The organism is Aquimarina aggregata (assembly GCF_001632745.1).
GTDB lineage: Bacteria > Bacteroidota > Bacteroidia > Flavobacteriales > Flavobacteriaceae > Aquimarina > Aquimarina aggregata.
Genome location: NZ_LQRT01000046.1, coordinates 426049 through 444433, shown reverse-complemented (window position 1 = coordinate 444433; position 18385 = coordinate 426049). Strand labels below are relative to the sequence as shown.

The window sequence follows — 18385 nt, the reverse complement described above, 5'->3', positions numbered from 1 at the left end:
CCCTATTTGGCAATCGAAACTCGTTTTTTTATTAAATAATCGTCTAAGGCTAAATGAGAACAATCGTGCCCAATACCACTATTTTTAATTCCACCATGAGGTAAATAAATAGAATATTTTACACCATTAATTTGAATTTCACCAAATTCTAATTCTTGGGTAAAACGCTCAATACGTTTGTGATTATTTGTAAAAATATAGGATGCTAACCCATATTCGGTGCTATTGGCTAATTCTAAAACTTCATCATCAGATTCAAAAGGCATAATACCAGCAACCGGTCCAAAAGTTTCTTTAGCAAAAAGGTCCATATCATGATTTGCATTAGATATTACGGTGGGTACTATCCAATTACCATTTTCGGGTAAATCTGCTGGAATTGTATTGCCATATTCTAAAACTCCTCCTTTATTAATAGCATCTTCTACTAGAGAAAACATACGATCTCTATCTTTTCTAGTAGCTACTGGTCCCATAAATACATCTGTATTTTCTTTTGTGCCAAAACCAACCTTAATATTTTTAACCTTTTCAACATAAGATTTTACATACTTGTCATAAATTTTTCGATGTACATAAATCCTATTAGCAGCTACACATACTTGACCTGTATTTCCATATCGTAATGCAATACCTAAATCAATAGCTTTATCAAAATCTGCATCTTCAAAAACAATGAATGGAGCATTACCACCAAGTTCCATTCCTAATTTTTTAATACTTGTTGTGCTATCTGCTATAACTTTTTTACCTGTTTCTGTTGAACCTATCATAGTTAAGACGGCTGGTATTTTACTTGTAGATAATACTTTGGCCACGCCATTAACAGGTCCCGCAAGAATATTGACAACACCTGCAGGAAACTGAATTTGATGTAGTATTTCACCAATTATATAAGTAGATAACGGAGATATTTCTGAAGGTTTTATAATTATAGAACACCCCGAAGCTAATGCAGGTGCAAGTTTGAAACCAACGTTTAGTATTGGAAAATTCCAAGCTAAGTACGCTACAGCTACTCCTGCGGGTTTTGAAATCATCTTGTGTGTATGTGTGCCTTCGTAATCCGGAATTTGCTCCTCTCTAAGGTTTTTCATCGCATTTGGATACCATTCTAGACCATTTAATATACCCTCAATATCTTCGGATGCCCCATCATACGTTTTACCCATTTCATATACCATGGCGGTACGTAATTCATGTTCTTTTTCCTTTATAGCATCACGTAGTTTGTGCATCCATTCGGTACGTTGAGTTAGCGTTAAATTAGACCAGTATTTAAAACCTTTTTGAGCTGCGATTAAAGCATTTATAGTGTCTTCTTTACTTGCTTCTGCAACCTGAGCAATCACTTCACCGTTGGCCGGACAGATAACATCCATCTTTTTTTTGTCCTTGGCTTCTAACAATTTGCCATCTATATATAATTTTTTATATCCAAAATTTTTGGTGATCATATTTTCTTTATTAATTGTATAATCCGTTTAGTTTTTTACTATCTAAAGAATATTTTAATAGTATTTCTTCATTGACTTCCAATCCTAGTCCAGGACTTGTGGGTATTTTAATCATGCCATTTTTCATTTCGATTTTAGGAAAGGTAAGATGATCTCGTAATCTGTTTTCTGTTTGATCATATTCCAGTAAAAAATCTGGTGATTTCATTCTACCTGGCATGCATTCTAAATTAGCAATGAAGTGCAAGGCTACATGAATTCCAATAGATGTTCCCCAGGTATGTGGTACAACATCTACACCATATGTGCTTGCTAAAGTGGCAATTCTTTTGGCTTCAGTTAACCCACCACTTGAGCATATGTCTGGCTGGAGTATATCAACGGAATTATTTCTTAAAAGATGATGAAATCCAAATCTTAAGTATTCACATTCACCACCGGCAATAGGAATATTCGTTTTACTTCTAAGTTCACTATATTGCTTATAATATTCTGGTGAAACTGGTTCTTCAAACCAACTGATATTAAATTTTTCAATCTTTTGTGACAAAATTACCGCTTCTCTTAGACTGTAGGCGTGATTAGAATCGATCATTAGCTGAATGTCTTCGCCAATAAGTTCTCTTACAAACTTAATATTTTTATAATCTTCTTCTATACCAAGACCTACTTTCATTTTCAAAGCCTTAAATCCTTGTTTTTTATATAACGTTATTTCTTGTTCAAAGTCTTTTGTTGGGTTGAGTTTATCCGTAAAGTATAATCCAGTTGCATAAGGTTTTACTTCTGTTCTATGTGCTCCACCAAGTAGTGTAGATACGGGTAATCCAAGTATTCGTCCTTTCAGATCCCAGAGAGCTATATCAATGGCACTCATAGAGGCTACTAAAATTCCTCTTCTTGCATAATCCAATGTTTTACGGTACATAGTGTTCCATATTACCTCATTTTCTAATGGATTTTGTCCAATGACGAGTGGTGCTAAAAACTTAACGCCTTCATTTAATATATGAGCAGGGCCATAACCTTCACCCCATCCGTAATTTCCATCTTTTGTGGTGATTTTTACAACACAAATACAACGTTCTGAATATTCCCATTGCGAAAAGAAAAAGCTTTTAGATAGCTTATCGTTTAGTATAAAAGTTTCTATTTTTTCTATGATCATAATAGTGGTTTGTTTAAAATAATATATTTTTCAAGCAAAACGAAATTAAGGTCTGTTTTCGACTACTAAAATTCTTATATTATCTAAATAAAAGGTTTGTCTCCCTGTAATTCCAGTGTTATCGTTGTTTCTAAAATTAAAAACAATATTACCAGATAAAGGGTTGGTTAATATAAATTGACGCTCAACAGTAAACCATTCATCAGTGATAGAAGAATCTAACGGCATTAACTGATTGGCGGGTGTAGCACCAACAATTCTGTTGAAAATGTTATTAAAAGTTGATCCGCCTTCGATATAAATATCATAAGCAAGTATAAATTCGCCACTTGGGATATCTGAATTGGAAATTATTGTATTGCTGTAACTAAGAAAACCAGCGGTTAATGGCATTTCTGCGTCAAATTTCATTGAGGCATTACCTTCGCTCGATTGCTCTGTACTACGATTAATCTGTAAGCTGCCATCTGTATTTTTTGCATTGTCTAAATTATTACCACCGCCACCAACAAAAAGATTATATCCTTGCGAATTACCTAGTCTATCGTTACTAACACCGACTTCAAAACTTGGGTTTGAAGCAGGTTGTAATACATTAATTATTGCAGGATTTACGGTAAGGCTGGTAAAGGTATTAAGTGTTCTTGTATCTACAGACGTAATTGGTATTGCCCCGTCGTAAGAAATTGTAATAGTGTCTGTATTGTAAACTTGTTCTGCCAGTGTTAATTGTATAGTAGTAGCATCAGTACTACTCACAACAGCAGAATTAATTGGAATGTTTTGGTTGAAGCCACCATTTACTGCATTTACCGTAAAACTACTCTCTACTCCTAAAAAATCTTCTAATTCACCATTTACTCCTAACTCAATTACAGAGCTTCCTTCTCCTAGAGTTCCTCCATCATCAATAACGGTAGCATTAGTAGCAATAAATGGCTGTGAAGACGGAACTACTTTAATAATATATGGAAGTGTTTTTGTTCTTGATGCTGCATTTAAAGTATTACCTTTTGAGTCCCTCGTTGAAGTAATATCTATTAGATATTCTCCCAATCGATTATAAGATACATTTACAGATTCTTCAGTACTTTCTGAAGGACTACCTTCTGCAAAACCCCATAATCTTCCGTCTGGATTTCCTGTTGTAGTATTATCCACGAAATTTAAAGAACTACCTGCTTCAATTGTAATAGTTTCGAAACTACTGATATTATCTTGGTTTGGATCCTGATTGGCATTTAGACGTCCTAATTCTATAGTCCCATCTTGATTAAAAATTATTGCTTCCGGATTAAGGTTATCAAAAACATTGTAGGTAAACGTAGTGTTTAAGACCCAGTCACTCCCTTCTTGTATTGCTGTTTGTCCTAGAAAACTTACTTCTCGATCAAAAACTTGCCTCAAATTAACTGCCTTTAAACCAGCTGTTTTGAAGAGGAAAAAAACATTACTAGAATTTCCTCCTTCTCCAATAATAAATTGATTTAAATTTAAACTGTCAGCTGGTGTGAATCTTTCACTCAAGAATGACATTCCTGTGTCTATTCTCCAAAATCTCGAAATAACACCTCGTGATACGTCTGCTATCGATGAAAAGTCATTTATAGCAATCGGTATTGGATTGTTAATAGTTTCTTCAGTAATAGTTCCCAATGCAGGAGTAAATAATTCCGGTTTAGAAAACTCAGTAAAATTACCATCGTCTTTATTGCACCCTAAAAATGCAATAAGGAGTATTAATATTAAATATATATATCTTTTCATCTTGTTTAGTTTGCAGTATTATTATTTACTTCATCCTCGGGAATAGGAAGATAACCTTGATTTATACTATAGTTAGTTGCAGCACCTTCAAATTCATTGTATATAATATTCAAATTTCCAGGTGGATCTGAAGGATCAAATAAAGTAATTGTTCCATTAGCACGTGATGTGATAGATCCTCTGGATAGACCTGTTGGGGCATCATATTGTATGGGATGATATTGCCTTAAAGCTAAATCAGAGAATCTGGCTTGAGCAACATTCCAACGACGTAGATCAATGATGCGTATTGCATGACCTTCGGAAGATAATTCTAAAGGTTTTTCAAAAAACATTAGATGTTCCATTAAAGTTGTTTGATCATAAACGATATTGTCAAAACTTGCACTTGGCGAACCAACACCTAATTTTATTAATCCCCAACGTGATCTGACTGCATTTATAGCATTTAAAGCATCACTAATTTGATTTTGTCTTATATAGCATTCTGCAAGATTTAAGTAAACTTCAGACAATCTATTGATCGTTACATTTTTACCCGATTTATTGCGATCCCCAGAAGAAGTAGCTTGTTCGCTACTGGCGATATCATGATTTGTATACTTTTTAAATAATGAGGTAATAAAGTTATTATTGCCTCCACCAAGATTTCCAGCTTGTAGTACATTTGGGCTTTGATAAACTCGAGTGTCTAGATCATTATTTAGTGCCACCATTGCTGAAGCTCTCATAGATACTCTTCTGGTTGTGGTTGAGCCATTACCAGCTTGAATGACATTTCTATTATCTAATGGATCTATCTCTTCGTTTAAATACTCAAGAATTAACCAAGACGATGGTAAAAAACGTTGTTGACCTCCAAAAGTGAAAGGTGCGCTACGACCGGCTAATCGATTATGTAGACTATTTTCATCAAAAGCATTATCTGTAACATTAAAGTCTATAGTATAAGGTACCTCGAATATAGACTCACTATTAAACTCTCCTTCTGTTGTGAACATTTTGGCCATGTCTGTCTCCAATTGATAGCCAAAATTATTTATTAAATCTTGGTAAAGATTTTTCGCTGTTTCTATAGCTGCATCTGTACCTTCATATAAATAGCTATTGGCTAATATCATAGTAGCAGTACCTTTAGTAATTCTTCCTTGTTCTTGAATTTCACTTGGGTTTGGTAAAAACTCAATAGCGGCTTTTAAATCCTGTCTAAAAAAATCTATTACCTCTTCTGATGAAGACACATCTTTGTTTCTAGCATCTAAATCGGCTTCAAATCGATCACGAATAATTATGTTTCCATTGTTAAATGTAGAATGCAGATAAAAATGATAGAGTCCTCTAAAGAATTGAGCTTCTGCTTTTTGTTTGTTCCATTCATCAATTTCAGTTTGAGAACTAATCGTGGGTTCAATAAGTTCTAGTCCATGAATAGCTTGATTGGCTATAAAGATACCGCGATATAAAGCTGCCCATTTTCTTGAAACTTCAGTTGTCGCAGAGTTATACTCGTGTCTATACCAAACTAATCTGTCTAACGGGTTGTTACCACCATTTCCTCTATTACCAACAGAACCTTCGTCAGAATTTAAAGTGTTCTCTTCAATACTCAAAACATAATGATGAAATAAGCTATTGTAAACAGCATTTATGAGCAGGTTAGTATCTTCTAAGTCCTGAATAGTTTCCGGAAACTCAGGTGCATTGGGATTTGGCTGATCTAGATAATCATCACATGAAATGATAAAAAATATGCAAATAATCGTTAATATATATTGTGTTTTTTTCATCTTCTTTAAAAATTTAATCTTACTCCTAAGTTATAACTTGCTGTAATTGGAATTACTCCGATATCTAATCCTCTTCTTTGAATATTATTGCCTCCTACTTCTGGATCCAAACCTGAGTATTCTGTTAGCGTTAGTAAGTTTTGGGCATTAGCATAAATATTAAACGTTCCCAAACCTAATTTATCAGTAACATTTGTAGGTAACCTGTAAGAGACAACTACATTTGCTAATCTTACAAAAGAACCGTCTTCAATAAAGAAATCAGTATCTGGTCTAAAATTTGGATGTAGAGGTGAACGTCCTCTAAAAGTTGGTATGTTTGTATTCTCATTTACTCCTGGGATAAATTGGTAAAGTAAATCTTGAGAACGTCTATCATTAATGGCATTAGCTCTGGTAGCATTATAGACTTCATTACCGACAGATGCGTACCAATTAGTATTGAAATACCAATTTTTATATGTAGCTGATAGGTTTAAACCAACCTCAAAATCAGGTAATCCACTACCCCCGTAAATGCGATCACCGTTGTTTCGTAATTGTCCATTACCGTCTGAGTCAACATACCTTAAATCTCCAATTTCTGCATTTGTATTGAATTGTGCATTATAAGCATCTACTTCGGATTGAGTTTTTAGTAAACCGTCTGTTGGAAAAACTAGAAAAGCTCCTGCTTCTCTACCCACTTGAAGACCAATTACATTAGACCTACCATCGTTAAATACAGGAAATGTATTAAACAATTGTTGGTTGATATCACCATCTAATTGTATGATTTTATTTTTATTGGCAGTAAAAGTACCTAAGATGTTCCATCTAACTTGACCAGTTTTTGGTCTGTAACGTATTGAGGCTTCAAATCCACTGTTTTTCATGTCACCAACATTGAACGGTGTAAAACGCTGATTTGCAAAAAGGTCTCCGACTGTGATTCCTCCAAAGCTTGGTGCTATAGGTAAATTAACCAGTAAGTCATTTTTATTTCCGGTATAATAATCAAAAGTTAACTCAAGTGCATTTTGAAAAAGGTTTGCATCTATTCCAAAATTACTTTGTGTACTTGTTTCCCACTTTAAATTTGAATTGCCATACCTTGTAACTGCAGCTCCTGGTGACACAATGCTACTACCTGACGAGTCTTGAAATGCAGCATCGAAACCACCCAACAATACGTTTTGAAAAGAATAGGATTGAATTCTATCGTTACCAGAGGTACCATAACTTGCTCTAAGTTTTAGATTATTTACAACAGGTTTTAGGCTTTTCCAGAAGTTTTCGTCAGAAATATTCCACCCTACGGACGCTGAAGGAAAAAATGCATATTGATTTCCAGGTCCAAACTTATTAGAACCATCATATCTACCACTGGCACTTAATAGATATTTACCATCATAGTTATATTGAATACGACCAATAGAACCGATTCGGCGATCTCTAAAATCAGGATCTATGAAAGGTGCTCCTCTTAGCAATAGACCATTAGACGCAGCACCTGCACCAACTGTACCTTGAGAGAGATTTGTAGGATTGTCAAATAAAAGACCTTGAGCAAACGTTCCTATAGAAGTAAAGTTATCTTGTTCTACAGAGAATAAGGCAAGCGCTTCTATTCTATGACTGCCAAAGTCTTTAACAAAATTTAAACTACTATTCCAGTTTATTAATATTCGTCTACTTCTAGATTCATATACAAAATTGTCAAATTCAGTTTGCTGTGGGTTTCCAGCTTGATCAAAAGTTTGAAAAGGTGGTTGCGTTTGAGTTTCAAACTCATTAGTAACAACACCACTTGTAAGCATTTTAAATGTTAAATTAGTGTTGATTTTATATCCTATCTCCGAACTCGCATCGAATCTAAAGCGACCTAACTCTCTTATCCTTGTCAGGGCACCCAGAAGTTGGTTAATATTTGATAGACGTTCGTCATTATCATCAGTTATATTATTGGAATTAGAATCTACACGCTCTAAATATGGGAAAGCACGTTGAGCTAGAAGTAATAAATTAAAATTAGGTCGTTCTCTATCGTCTATAGTAAAACCAAAACTATTGTTAAAAGACCAACGGCTTTTTTTTATTCTAAACCCACCTCTTAGATTGTACCGCTTTAATGAGGAGTTTATTACATTACCTTCTTGGTCAAAATACCCCAAGGTAAAGTTATAGTTGGAATTTTCGTTTCCACCTGATATATTTAAGTTGGCCCTTCTTAAAGGGGCATTATCTTTTTGTACTAAATCTCTAGGTTCATTATCATTTAGTAAACTAAATCTATCTGAGCGTGCTGGTGAAAAAGGAGTACCACGAGACTGATCATTTAAATCAAAGAAAATTTGCTCATTGGTATTCAGTAAAGCGGCTCTTCTTGTTATTTGTTGAATACCATTACTATAATTAAATTCTACTTTAGTATTACCCTGTTTTCCTCTCCGAGTAGTGATTAAAATAACACCACCAGATGCCCTCACACCATAGATTGATGCTGAAGCTGCATCTTTAAGGATATCAATTGTTTCTATTTCATTTGGATTTAATTGCGGATCACCTGATTGAGGTACTCCATCTACTACAAAAAGTGGGTCATTAGAACCAGTTAATGATGAAACACCTCTTATAAGTATACCAGAACCTTCTCCAGGTTCTCCACTAGAAGAAGTAACATTTAGTCCTGCAACTTGTCCTCTAAGTGCCGTACTTATATCGGGTGTAATAATATTCTCAATTTCTTTAGCTTTTACCTGAGAGACAGCGCCTGTAACTTCTTTTTTTGATTGAGTACCATACCCTACCACTACAATTTCTTCTAAGCTATTAGCTTCTAACTCCATAATAACGTTTGTTATTGAGTTTTTCACTACAATAGATTGAGATTTCAACCCTAAATAAGTAAAAATTAGTACATCTCCTATATTGGCTTCGATTTCAAAATTACCATCAAAATTCGTGAATGCTCCTGTAGACGTATCTTTAATTAAAATATTTACTCCTGGTATAGGTAAACCATCATCTTCCCCAGTGACAGTTCCATTTACATTAATAGTTTGTGAAAAAATCGAAAAACTACAAAGTATTGTGAAAAACAGAAGTAATGAAAACTTTAAGTTTTGCATTTTATGTATTTGGTTTATGTGTTTCATTTAGTTAAAATTTATTTTTGTTATTCCCCATCATTAAATTTTTGTTACTTTTTATTAAAATTTGATTATTTGTTCTTTTTATCAAAAGATACATCCCTTCTGAAAACAGAGAAATATCAATTTGTTTAGTATTGAGTTTAGTTCCCTAAAACTAATTTGTTTTTCGTTTGCTAAGGTGAAAACCTTAATGGTTAATTCATTTTTGTGGAAAAACTGTTTTTATTTATACGATAAAGAATACTTTAGCTTCAAATGTATGCGTAGATGGTGAAAACAATTAAGTTAATATTAACTTGAACCTGCACAATATTAACTTATTAGTTGTTAATTTTTAATAGTTTTTAAAAAACTTGATAAAAAAATTAATGATTCGAAATATTTAAGTACTTGGTTGTTAAAAAAATACAATTGAATGAATTGGGGTTTCTTGTTAATTCAAGATGTATTCCAGATAAGTTTAAACTATGTTTTCTTTAATTTCTCTCTCATACTCTTTAACCAAGTTTGCATTTCTTTATGAGTTTTTCCGGTCAATTTAGATAATTTATTGTGGAAAGTTTCACTGGCTTTTTTAGTGACATTTTTTAGTTCTTCTTGGGATATATTACCAGCTTTAAATGAAGTAGTACTAGTTATGTAAGTGTTGACCATATCCATTCTAAAATTAGATAGTTTTGTCTGTTGTTCTTCATCTAAGTTAAATTCTTTTGTCGCTTCTTCAACATAATAGGCATTTTGTTTTTCGTGACGTTTTCCTTGTCCATAATACGCTGTAGAGGCTACAAATAAGAATAAAATGATAAATATTTTTGTCATAAATTTTAATGTTAACTAATTGGTTTTCTGCCAGACTCTAATGTATTCAATTTCAAAATCAACGATACCATCTTCCTTTTCATTATCGGGACTTTTAGCTTCTAGTTCCTCTTTAGTTTTAGGGATATCATGCCATGGAAATGTTTCTTGATCAAGCCATAAGCTAATTGGTTTTGTTGCAACATAGCCATTGTAATCTTCTGGTAACTTAACCTTCTTTCTATTTTCTTTAGCCCATTTGGTTACTTCATCCGAGATTACTTCGGAAAAAAGTTTCCCGTCTATATAATACTTAATACCTTTTTCATCCCATTCTATTCCCCAGACATGAAAGTCATCTGCAACTCTAAATCCAACATCTTTTCGTTCTGTATAAGTGGGTTTACCAGTTATAGGTTTCTTCCAATCTCTTATAGACCACCATAATTGACTGTCGAGGTGTATTTTGTCAGGTTTGTTTGTGCCACCATATAGCTCAAAAAAATCAAATTCTAATTTTTCTCCCATAGACCAAAATGCGCTAGAAATGGGTGCATCAGCAGCTTTACTTTTTATTTCTATATAACCATATTTAAATTCTCTTCTTCCAATAATGCAGGCAGTAGTTATGTTTTGATAGGGCAGTGGGTCACCAAAAACGGGTTTTTTTATTTCATCGCTAAAAGGGAAGTCTGGTTCCCATCGTGTTTCAAGGATTAGCTTTCCATTACTTAATCTATAGTTTCTGCCGGAAAATTGAGATGGAGCTCTACCTTTCCAAACTTTCTTATTTGGCTTATCTGGGTGTTTATAAAATGGCTTACCGTTTTTAAATTTCCCAACTATATACCATTTATTCTCATCCATCACTGATGACTCGAACTCATCACTAATTTCCTGATTTAATTTCCACCTTCCTATATTTTTAGGGTCCGATACAGGGAAAACAACTATTTTGTTTTTATCTGTAAATGAATCTAGAGGGATGGGATTTTTTTGATTAGCACACGATAATAGTAGTCCAAAACTAAAAAGAATAAAATAAGGATAAAAAGTAATTATTTTGTTCATTCAATTGAATAGAAAAGGTGTTGTATTAAGGACAAATTTCAAGATTAAATACATAAAGGTGTTGTCAAAAATTATCATTTAGTAGGTTCAGATTACCTTTTTGTTAATAAATCGATATTTTAAAAGGTAATATAATGCGATTATGAGATAAAAATCACCTCTTTTTATTTAACGATATTCATGTTTTTTGTATCAGTTGGTTTAATGTGTAAAATGATATTTGTTACTTTTTGAGTATATAAGTGTATCATTTATACTATTTGAATAATGATAATTAATATTTTAAAATAATAGATTTTGATATAATATGATGAATTCGTCTTTTTCTTGGGAACTTTATGATAAAGCCCCAATAGTTGGTATTGTGCGAGGGTTGCCCATAGATATTGTTGAAAAAATAGCTGAAGTATACCTTTGTGCAGAGCTTTTTACAATGGAGATTACAATGAATACTCCGAATGCTTCTGATATAATCAAAAAACTCAGAAGAGATTTTCCCAACTTGAATATTGGAGCAGGTACAGTTTGTACAATGAACGATTTGAATAATGCATTAGATGCAGGATCTCAATTTATAGTTACACCAATCATTGATGCAAAAGTAATAGAGTGCTGTGTAGCTAAAAACATTCCAATTTTTCCAGGAGCTTATACCCCTTCTGAAATATATAAGGCATGGACTTTAGGAGCTTCAAGTGTAAAGGTATTCCCAGCCACCAAATTAGGAGTACAATATATTAAGGACGTTTTGGCGCCTTTAGATACTATTAAATTAATGCCTACGGGGGGTGTTAATGAAAGTAATATAGAAACATTCTTTGAAGCTGGTGCTGTAGGTGTGGGTATGGGAAGTTCACTTTTTAATAAAGACTTGATTAATTCTAATGATTTTGAAGGGCTTTTAAATCATTTTAAAAAAATAAAAAATAAAACCAACCCGTTTGTAGCGAATTAAAATCCATCAATAAATATAAATAATTGTTAATCGGATAATGCTATTTTGTTGGCTTCTTTTATTTTACTTAAAATAATTACATAGAGGTCTTTTATTGATATTGTGTCAATTACTTGTTAAATAATTATCAAATTTATTTTTTTTATATTTGAAAACTGTGAAACTTGTAATAAAAAATAACGATACCTTAAAGGATAAACGTCTTAATGTAATTGAAAAACATGATCCCTGTTTAGATTCTGTTTGGCATTATCATCCTGAATTTGAGCTTTTGTATATCTCAAGCAGTTTTGGAATACGCTTTGTTGGAGATAATGTTTCGCCTTTTAATTCGGGTGATTTGGTATTGGTTGGGTCTTATCTTCCTCATTTGTGGAGAAACGATATGGCTTATTATAATGACGAAGAAAATAAAGGGGTTAAAAAAGTAAAAACAATTGTAACAAAATTTACCAAAGATTTTTTAGGCGAAGATACTTTTAGTAATCCAGAGTTTTCTGAGATTGATAAGCTACTTAAAGAATCAAAATATGGTATTAGTTTTGGAGAAGATGTAAGTTTAGAATTGCGTGAAAAATTAATTGAATTACCAAATTTATCTCGTCTCGAACAAAGTATTCAGTTGTTAAATATTCTTTATAGACTCTCTAAGACTGAAAAAAGAATATTCCTTTCCTCTACGGATATGAGACAGTTTACCAAAAAACACTCTCATAGGATAGATAGAGTTATAAAGTATATTTCAGATAATTATGCTATAGAAATTACTTTAAACGATGTTGCCGAAGTTGCTTGTATGACTACAAATTCGTTCTGTAGATTTTTTAAAAAAATGACAAACAAGTCATTTACTCAATTTTTAAATGAAGTTCGTATACGTAATGCCTCCAGAATGCTTGTTCAGGAGAATGTCTCTGTATCTACCGTTTGTTATGCCGTAGGATATAATTCTATAACTAATTTTAATAAACAGTTTAAGCAGATAATGGGAACCACTCCCAAAGACTATCGATTATCAATTTAACAAATAAGAAAATATTTTTAGGTAAAATTGAGTTATTAAATGATAATTTAATTAACCCTTTTGTGTGAATTATCCAGTTATTTTATTAAAAAATTGTCAAGTGTTTATTCTAATTCAGGAATTATTCTAAAAACTTGATAACACAATCAATAAAATAACTCACTTTTTATGAAGAAAACACATTTTTTTAGGGAAAAAACAACACAACTTAGAGTTAAAATACCAAAACCAAAAGTGAAAATAGTAACACTATTTCTTACTTTGTTTTGCTGTTTTATCAACTTTGCTTTTGAGTCTGATACTGTTGGGGAATATAACCATAATGAAGGATTACAAGATTTTATTGTATCAGGAACTGTATCAGGAACTAATGGTCCGATACCAGGTGTTAATATTTTAGTAAAAGGAACATCCGTAGGAACACAGACTGATTTTGATGGAAAATACAGTCTTAACATACGGGATAATAATGCGGTATTAATATTTTCTTACATCGGTTATGCTACTCAAGAAATAGTTGTTGAAAATAAAGACACAATTAATGTCACTTTAGAAGAAGATGCTGGATTGCTTGATGAAATAATAGTTGTCGGGTATGGCAGTAAAAAAAGAGGTGAAGTGACAGGATCTATAAGTACATTAAAGGCAGAAGATATAGAAAACACTTCGAATAGAGAAGTAGCTAAATCGTTAGCCGGTAGAGTAACAGGTCTAATAGTTTCTGATAGAGGTGGTTTACCAGGTTCTAATAATGATGTAACCTTATTGATTAGAGGACAAGCAACATTAAATAATAATGCGCCTTTGATTTTGATAGATGGTATCCCCGCTGGAATAGGTACCTTTAACCAATTATCCCCCCAAGATATTGAAAATGTTAGTGTTTTAAAAGATGGTGCGGCAGCGGTTTATGGAAATAGAGCTGCAAACGGAGTTATATTGGTGACTTCAAAAAGAGGTAAATCAGGTAAGCTTAGAATTAATGCTTCTACTTCTTATAGTGTTTCTACTTTCTCATCTAAACCAGATTTAACGAGTTCAGCACAATATGCGATTTATGAGAATGAAATAGCTGATAGATTTGGGAATGCATTACCTTTTTCGCAATCAGATATAGATAATTTTGCATCTGGTTCAGATCCAGTAAATTTTCCAAATACCAATTGGTTTGATGCGACTTTTGCCAGTACGGCTCCAGAATCTAGAAATTCAATTTCTCTTTCGGGAGGTACAGAAAAGGCAAACTATTTTGTGAGTTTAGATAACTTGCAAAGAGAAGGCTTATTTGATTCTGGAGATACTGATTTTAAGCAAAATCAAATTAGGTCAAATATAGATATAAATATTACTGATGATCTAAAATTTAGTGTAGATTTATCTGGTAGATTCGCAAAAAATAGAGCACCAGGAGTTCCTGTAGATTTTATTTATAAGCATATTTATACAAACTTTCCTACAGAACTTGCTGTATTTCCAAATGGATTACCAGCTAGAGGTGGAGAGAATGGAGCAAATCCATTAATAATGTCCAGTAGAACAGCAGGGTTTAACGATGACAAAACAAATGACCTTAGAGGAAGATTAGCTATTGACTGGAAACTAGATCGTTTAACAGAAGGTTTAAGTCTTAATGCTTATGCAGGGCTAAGAAGAATTTTGACTTCGTCGAAAGATTTTTATAACCCATGGACTTACTATGTATTGAATCAAACAACAAATGAGTTAGAAGCAAATACTGGTTTCTCTCAACAAGGATCGGTTAATATTCTAAGAGAGACTTCTTTTGAGTTTGATGAAACTTTGCTTAATGCTTCTTTGCGCTATAAGCGTACATTTGGAAGTGCTCATTCTGTAAGTGGACTAGTAGCTTTTGAGCAAATAACAACAGAGACAAGTACATTTTTTGCACAAGCCAATAATTTACCAACAGATCAATTACCCTTTTTGTTTGCAGGTGATCCAGAAACAGCTATAAATGGTGGTAACGGATCTGAATTGGCGCTTTTAAGTTATTTTGGAACCCTTTCTTATGATTATGATAAAAGATATTTCATGGATTTAACAATTAGAAGAGATGGTTCTAGCAGGTTTGGTTCAGGTCAACGATTTGGTACTTTCTATAGTGTAGGCGGTAATTGGGCTTTAGGGAATGAAAAATTTATGGAAAATGTTTCTTGGTTAAATGCATTAAACATTAAAGGATCTTATTCTGTGATGGGGAATGATAGAATTACTCCTTTTCAATTCCTTTCTCAATTTACCTTCGGAAACAATAATCCTAATGCTCCAAGACCTAATTATTACGTTTTCGGAGAATCTGGAGCTGTTTTTAATGGTTTTAGAACAGGAGTTGCTCCAAATCCAAATGTTACTTGGGAGACCGCAAAAATGAGCAACATTGCTCTAGTATTTTCAATGTTCGATAGTAGATTATCTGGTGAAGTTAATTTTTATAAGCAAGTAAGATCGGACATTTTAGTTCCAAACGCTAATGCTGTACCAGACTTTACAGGTGTAGTATTGCCTGATGAAAATTTGGGAAGAGTTGACAGCGAAGGTGTAGAGATTACATTAGGATGGGCAGATACAGTTGGTGAAGTCTCATACAATTTAGGTTTTAATCTTACACAAGCTCAAAATGAGGTAGTCTTTTTGCCGCAGCCAGAAAACCTACCAGAAAGACAGGATGTTACAGGTTTTAGGATAGGGTCTTATGTTGTTGCACCTACTAATGGTATTTTTGCGAATCAAACACAAGTAGATAACGCTGCAGCAACAATTGAAGATACGGTAGAGGGTGAGCCATTTTATCAAGATGTGAATAACGATGGAGTTATAGATAACCGAGATTGGATTAGAATAAACACTTCTAATATCCCAGAAATTCAATATGGTATTACTGGTGGAGTAAATTATAAAAATGTTAATTTAAACTTCTTATTACAAGGGCAAGCAAAAGCAAAAGCCTTGGTTTATTTTGATCAGATAGGTTCTAAACCAGAACATGTCTTTACAGACAGGTGGACACCTAATAACAGAGGAGCAAGATATCCAAGAGCATTTGGTTTAAATGACCAATATAGTGGGCCTCAGGATAATAATAACTCCGTATACGCAGATTTGTGGTATCATGATGCCTCTTTTTTAAGATTAAAAGAGTTGGAAATTGGTTATACATTATCAAAAGAGAAAACAACGTTTGCAGATATAAAGCTTTTTGCTAGAGGTTTCAATTTGTTAACGATGTTTTCAGATATACAAAAATTAGGTCTAGACCCAGAAGCATCTGGATATAACAATTTTAGAGACTCTACATACCCATCGTTAAAGACGTATACGTTTGGTATGAATTTTACTTTTTAAGAACATAAAAAAAATAGAAATTATGAAACAGATTAAGAAAATGTTCTTACTTGTTGTTGGAGTTCTGTCAATAACAAGTTGTGAAGACGTTTTAGAAACAGAAAATTTAGGAGCTTATTCAGAGAATTCTGTATACAATGATCCTGATCTTTTAGAAAAAGTGGTTTTCTCTGCTTATAACAGTACTGAAGGTTGGGCGCTTAATAAGTCAGTCTGGTGGTCAAGAAGATATAATATTGAAGCAGGTTCTTTTGAGGCCAAATTTAATTTTAAAAATTTAGACAGACTACGTTTACGGGGTAATGGCTGGACAGCTCAAAATGAAGGAGACTTTAGAAACAAATGGAGAGATAACTTTCGTTTTGTTAACGAGATTAATCAGTTTTTGGATAATGTAGATGATAGCCAGGCCATGGCAGTGAACCCTGATAAAGTAAATTCCTTAAAAGCAGAAATGAAGTTTTTAAGAGCCAATATTTACACCAAAATGATAAAGATGTTTGGAGGTGTTCCTATTTTTACCACAGCGTTTGGATTAAATTCTGATTTTGATGTTGAAAGAAATTCTTATGAAGAATGTGTAGATTTTATAGTAAGAGAATTAGACGAAGCAGCAGCTGTATTACCTGAAACTAGACCAGCTGGAGAGTTCGGTAGAGCAACTAAATTAGCAGCTTTGGCTGTAAAAAGTAGAACATTGCTTTTTGCGGCAAGTACATTACATGATCCTTCTACAGAACCAAGTGGACCAATGTATGATTATCCAAAAGCGTCCAAATGGAAGGATGCTGTAGATGCTGCTCAGGAGGTAATAGATATTGTTGGTGCTAGAGATTTAATTGCTGTCTCTGATGCGCAAGCGTATCGAAATTTATTTTTGTCGGTAAATGACGATATTATATTTGCAAGACCTTATGGTAGTGATTTGTATGATTTCGGATTAGATGCTAATTCATTGATAGATCAAACACAATCACCTTCAGGTTATGGTGGTTGGGGGATTTCTTCGCCAACGCATAATTTTGCTTTAGAATTCAATATGGCAGATGGGACCACTACAGATGGAGTAAGTTACGATGCTGCAAACCCTAATGATAATAGAGAAATGAGGTATTATGCAGTTTTGAATTTTCAAGGATCTGAATTTAGAGGCCGTCAAGTCGATTATGCCTTATGTCCTTCAGACCCAACATTACATGGTTTAGATTCTCCTGAAGGATCTACTGTTGGTAGCCCTGGGAATGATTTACACTCCTCAAAAACTGGATATAATATTAGAAAATTTCATAATGAAGATTTATCAGCTATTAATGAAACTACAGCTGGAAGGCCGTATATTCTATATCGTTTAGCAGAAATTTATCTAAACTATGCAGAAGCTCAATATATGCTCGGACAAGAAGGACAGGCAAGGGACTTCTTGAATAAAGTATCAAGTCGAGCACTTCAACCATTAATTACTGCTAGCGGACCAGATCTTCTGGAAGCTATTAAAAGAGAAAGAAGAATTGAATTAGCTTTTGAAGGACATAATTTTTGGGATGAAAGAAGATGGATGAATACTGAAAATTTAGGTTTTGATATTAAAGGTTTGAGATGGGAGAAAGATGCTTCTGGTAATTTAAGTTATATTGAAGAAACTATAGTTACTAGACCTTGGTTTAATAAACAATATTATTTACCTATCCCTAATAATGAAGTGTTAAAGGCACCTTCCTTATTGCAAAATGATGGATATTAAAATTTTGATAGCTCTATTTTTTGATTTGAGTTAATTTGTTGAAAGCATTTTGATTTTTGCAAGTTAAGAAAAAGTAATAAAGTAGTGCGCCTAATAATTATTGTCGATTAGCCTTATTTA

Annotated in this window: 11 protein-coding genes; 4 read left to right on the top strand and 7 right to left on the bottom strand. The window is 33.2% G+C overall.

Features of this window, described 5'->3' with window-relative positions; all coding sequences use genetic code 11:
* Positions 1–2 precede the first annotated feature (2 nt).
* The 7 genes from AWE51_RS22795 to AWE51_RS22765 form a co-directional block, all read right to left on the bottom strand.
* Positions 3–1457 carry an aldehyde dehydrogenase family protein gene (locus AWE51_RS22795; RefSeq protein WP_066318670.1) on the bottom strand — a complete coding sequence of 485 codons (1455 nt, stop codon included), beginning with the start codon at positions 1455–1457 and terminating at the stop codon, positions 3–5.
* Positions 1458–1467: 10 nt separating this feature from the next.
* Complete coding sequence (locus AWE51_RS22790; RefSeq protein WP_066318669.1) at positions 1468–2625, bottom strand: mandelate racemase/muconate lactonizing enzyme family protein; 1158 nt, start codon at positions 2623–2625, stop codon at positions 1468–1470.
* Positions 2626–2670: 45 nt separating this feature from the next.
* A complete protein-coding gene (locus tag AWE51_RS22785) occupies positions 2671–4392 on the bottom strand; it encodes a hypothetical protein (protein WP_066318667.1) in 1722 nt (573 codons plus the stop codon).
* Between the two features lie 5 nt (positions 4393–4397).
* Positions 4398–6179, bottom strand: a complete 1782-nt coding sequence (locus AWE51_RS22780; RefSeq protein ID WP_066318664.1) for a RagB/SusD family nutrient uptake outer membrane protein — start codon at positions 6177–6179, stop codon at positions 4398–4400.
* 5 nt (positions 6180–6184) lie between these two features.
* Positions 6185–9316, bottom strand: a complete 3132-nt coding sequence (locus AWE51_RS22775) for a SusC/RagA family TonB-linked outer membrane protein (RefSeq protein WP_082832573.1) — start codon at positions 9314–9316, stop codon at positions 6185–6187.
* Positions 9317–9778: 462 nt separating this feature from the next.
* Positions 9779–10132, bottom strand: coding sequence for a hypothetical protein (locus AWE51_RS22770; RefSeq protein ID WP_066318659.1), 354 nt, complete (start codon positions 10130–10132; stop codon positions 9779–9781).
* A 15-nt stretch (positions 10133–10147) separates the two neighbouring features.
* Positions 10148–11182: a family 16 glycosylhydrolase gene (locus AWE51_RS22765; RefSeq protein ID WP_066318657.1), complete on the bottom strand. Its 1035-nt coding sequence runs from the start codon at positions 11180–11182 to the stop codon at positions 10148–10150.
* A gap of 307 nt (positions 11183–11489) precedes the next feature.
* On the opposite strand from AWE51_RS22765, the gene AWE51_RS22760 reads away from it, so the two are divergent.
* From AWE51_RS22760 to AWE51_RS22745, 4 genes are all read left to right on the top strand, one after another.
* Positions 11490–12137: a bifunctional 4-hydroxy-2-oxoglutarate aldolase/2-dehydro-3-deoxy-phosphogluconate aldolase gene (locus AWE51_RS22760; protein ID WP_066318654.1), complete on the top strand. Its 648-nt coding sequence runs from the start codon at positions 11490–11492 to the stop codon at positions 12135–12137.
* Positions 12138–12294: 157 nt separating this feature from the next.
* The gene (locus AWE51_RS22755; RefSeq protein WP_066318652.1) at positions 12295–13161 is read left to right on the top strand and encodes an AraC family transcriptional regulator; all 867 of its coding nucleotides are present in this window, start codon (positions 12295–12297) and stop codon (positions 13159–13161) included.
* A 168-nt stretch (positions 13162–13329) separates the two neighbouring features.
* On the top strand, positions 13330–16524 hold the full coding sequence (locus AWE51_RS22750) for a SusC/RagA family TonB-linked outer membrane protein (RefSeq protein ID WP_082832572.1): 3195 nt from the start codon (positions 13330–13332) through the stop codon (positions 16522–16524).
* A gap of 22 nt (positions 16525–16546) precedes the next feature.
* On the top strand, positions 16547–18265 hold the full coding sequence (locus tag AWE51_RS22745) for a RagB/SusD family nutrient uptake outer membrane protein (RefSeq protein ID WP_066318650.1): 1719 nt from the start codon (positions 16547–16549) through the stop codon (positions 18263–18265).
* Positions 18266–18385: the final 120 nt, after the last annotated feature.